The sequence below is a fragment of the Bradyrhizobium sp. P2_E8 genome (genome assembly GCF_056403875.1).
Genome location: NZ_JBFUES010000974.1, coordinates 1 through 2,746, shown reverse-complemented (window position 1 = coordinate 2,746; position 2,746 = coordinate 1). Strand labels below are relative to the sequence as shown.

General features: G+C 66.5%; 4 protein-coding genes. 2 read left to right on the top strand and 2 right to left on the bottom strand.

The genetic code is table 11. The annotated features are described in order from the left end of the window. Together AC1D00_RS35255 and AC1D00_RS35250 are read right to left on the bottom strand one after the other, a co-directional pair. Positions 1-245 (bottom strand): aldo/keto reductase (locus AC1D00_RS35255; RefSeq protein ID WP_477013846.1); only part of this gene is annotated, 245 nt, incomplete at its 3' end. Positions 246-499: 254 nt separating this feature from the next. Then, positions 500-925, bottom strand: a complete 426-nt coding sequence (locus tag AC1D00_RS35250; protein ID WP_477013845.1) for a PaaI family thioesterase — start codon at positions 923-925, stop codon at positions 500-502. 69 nt (positions 926-994) lie between these two features. Here AC1D00_RS35250 and AC1D00_RS35245 point away from each other — a divergent pair, with 69 nt between their 5' ends. Together AC1D00_RS35245 and AC1D00_RS35240 are read left to right on the top strand one after the other, a co-directional pair. Beyond that, a complete protein-coding gene (locus AC1D00_RS35245; RefSeq protein ID WP_477013844.1) occupies positions 995-1,624 on the top strand; it encodes an NUDIX hydrolase in 630 nt (209 codons plus the stop codon). Between the two features lie 56 nt (positions 1,625-1,680). Beyond that, on the top strand, positions 1,681-2,746 hold a 1,066-nt coding region (locus AC1D00_RS35240; protein ID WP_477013843.1), incomplete at its 3' end, for a hypothetical protein.

The following is a 2,746-nucleotide window of genomic DNA, read 5'->3' as shown; positions in this document are numbered from 1 at the left end:
GGGTTGGCGAGCTTGGTCGCCAGCACCCTGGCATGGCGGTTGTTGCCGATCGCGCGGCCCACTACCTCTTCGGATCCGCCCTTCGAATAGGCGTCCGCGGTGTCGATGAAATTGATCCCGGCCTCGTGGGCTTTCGCGATGATCCGCTTTGATGCGGCCTCATCGGTCGGTCCGCCGAACATCATGGTGCCCAGACAGATCGGCGAGACTTTCAGGCCAGTGCGGCCGAGCTGGCGGTATTGCATGGGCTGCTTCCTCAACGCTGTCGAAGCCGGCAGCATAGCCATCCCGCGCCGTCATTGCGAGCGCAGCGAAGCAATCCAGAGATGCGTCCGCGGAACGCGTCGGGATTGCTTCCGCCTTCGCTAAAGCTTCGGCGGACAAGTCGCTGCGCTCGCAATGACGAGGTTTCTTGAGCCGCCACTGCCTCCACATCGTCGTCCTGGCGAAGGCCGGGACGCCACGGGAGTTTTGTGGCGGCCGCAGTGGCAACCTAACGCTACGCCGGCCCCTTCAAGATCTTGAACACGCCGTTCGCCATCACGATGCAGCGGCCCTCGACGGTGACTTCGGTGCTCATGAAGATGAGGCTGCGCGTCGAGCGCACCACGCGCGGGCGCGAGATCAGGATGTCGCCGATCTGGCCGGCCTCGACGAAATGGGTGTCGAGCTGCACCGTCGCCATGAACTCCCTGCCGGAGACATAGCGGGCGGTCATGCCGCAGGTGCGGTCGGCGAACGTCATCATCACGCCGCCCTGGACCATGCCGCGGCGGTTGTGATGCTTGTCCTCGGTGGCGAGTGCGAATTCGTAATGGCCGTCGACCTTGCGCTCCCACAAGGGGCCGATCAGATGCATGAAGCCCGTGGTCTCGAGGATGGTCCAGCTCTCCGATTTCAGCCTTGCGGCGGCCTTGTTGGTCATCTCGTCGTCCATTCCTCTGCGGGCCTTTGCGATCTCATTTCATCGGGGGCGGACGTGGTGTAGTCAAGCATGATGAGATCGTTCGACGATGCCACACGGCGGAATATCGCGGCCGCCTGCGCGGCCTTCACGCGGCTGCCGGAAGACGGCGCGGCGCCGGCGCTGAAGCGCGCCGCGGTGGCGGTCGCGCTGACCGCTGCGGGCGAGGGGGATGACACCGCGTTCCTGCTCACGCTGCGCGCATCGCACCTGCGCGCCCATCGCGGCCAATGGGCCCTGCCGGGTGGACGCTGCGATGCCGGCGAGACGCCGGTCGAGGCGGCGCTGCGCGAGCTCGACGAAGAGCTCGGCCTTCGCCTCACCAGCGCGGAGGTGCTCGGCACGCTCGATGATTATCCGACCCGCTCCGGCTATCTGATCACGCCGGTCGTGGTCTGGGCCACCGACGACGCCGCGATCCGTCCGAACCCGGACGAGGTCGCCTCCGTGCATCGCATCGCGCTCGCCACGATCGAGCGCGACGACGCCTTCGACTTCGTCGCGATCCCCGAGAGCGCGCGCCGCGTCATCCGTTTCCATCATCAGGCGAGTCTGATCCACGCGCCGACGGCGGCGCTGATCTACCAGTTCCGCGAGGTGCTGGCGGGGCGGCAGACCCGCGTGACCGAGCTGGAACAGCCGGTGTTCGCCTGGAAGTGACGATGGTAAACGGCGCGTTAACGTGACGGTTACCGGATGCCTGTTAAGAGGGCGGCATGCATCATTCGATTCGAAAGAGCCTTGCGCTGGTTCCATTCGCGCTCGTCCTGCTCGTCCTGCTCGCGCCTGCCGCGCCTGCCGCGCGTGGCGGCGCGTCCGACGCGCTGCCGCCCGCCGTCCGCGATGCCAAAGCCCAGCTCCTGTCGCAGTTTTTTGCGCAAGGCTCGGCATCGCCCGCCGTGCTCGAATATCGCCGCAAGCTCGGGGAGTATCAGGCCGCGCGCGCGGCCTTCGACGAGGAAGCCGGCGCCTATTGGAGCCAGATCTCCGAGAAGCGGAAGACACGCAATGCCAAGCGGCGCAGCGGGCAGCAGATCACACTCGACGATTACGTGCTGGAGCACCCGCCGCTCTATAACGGGCCGAAGCGGCCGGTGAATCCGGAGCCGGAGGAAACGCCGGAGCGCCCGACCAAAAAGCCGATACCGGTCGTCGCCGATCTGCTGCGCGCGGCGCAGGAGCTCTACCAGTTCACGCCGCAGCGTCCGTCCAGCGAGGTCGAGTTCAAGCGCGCCTATGCGCGCTATGCGCTCGCCTCGGGCCTGACGCGCCAGCAGGCCGTCCGGGTCTATTCGTTCGAGACCGGCGGCACCGGCAGTTACGACGTGCAGGCGGGCATCGAGCATGGCGGCAAGCGCGCGATCTCGACCGCGATGGGCTATAACCAGCTCCTCACCACCAACAGCGTCGAGCTGCTGGCCGAGCAGGGCCATGAGTTCATTCGCGTGCTCTCCGACAAGGTGACGCGGACCTCCGGTCCGGCGCGCCAGTCGCTCGAGCACAAGCTCGTCGTGCTGAAGAAAATGGTGGCGCATGCCAAGGCGGTGCCGGACACCTGGTCGGAGCACGAGAAGATCGGCAACACCGCGCAGGGCTGGGCGATGCATGCGATGGTGCTCGACATCGACGTCGGGCCGATGCTCCAGACCCACAAGCTGCTGACCTCGGTACTGTTCGCGCGCGCCAAGGGCTACGCCCGTCCGCTCAGCGCGGCCGAGCTCGAGATGATGAACCTCACCGGCGACGGCACCGGGCTCGACATGGTGACGATGCCGCAGACGA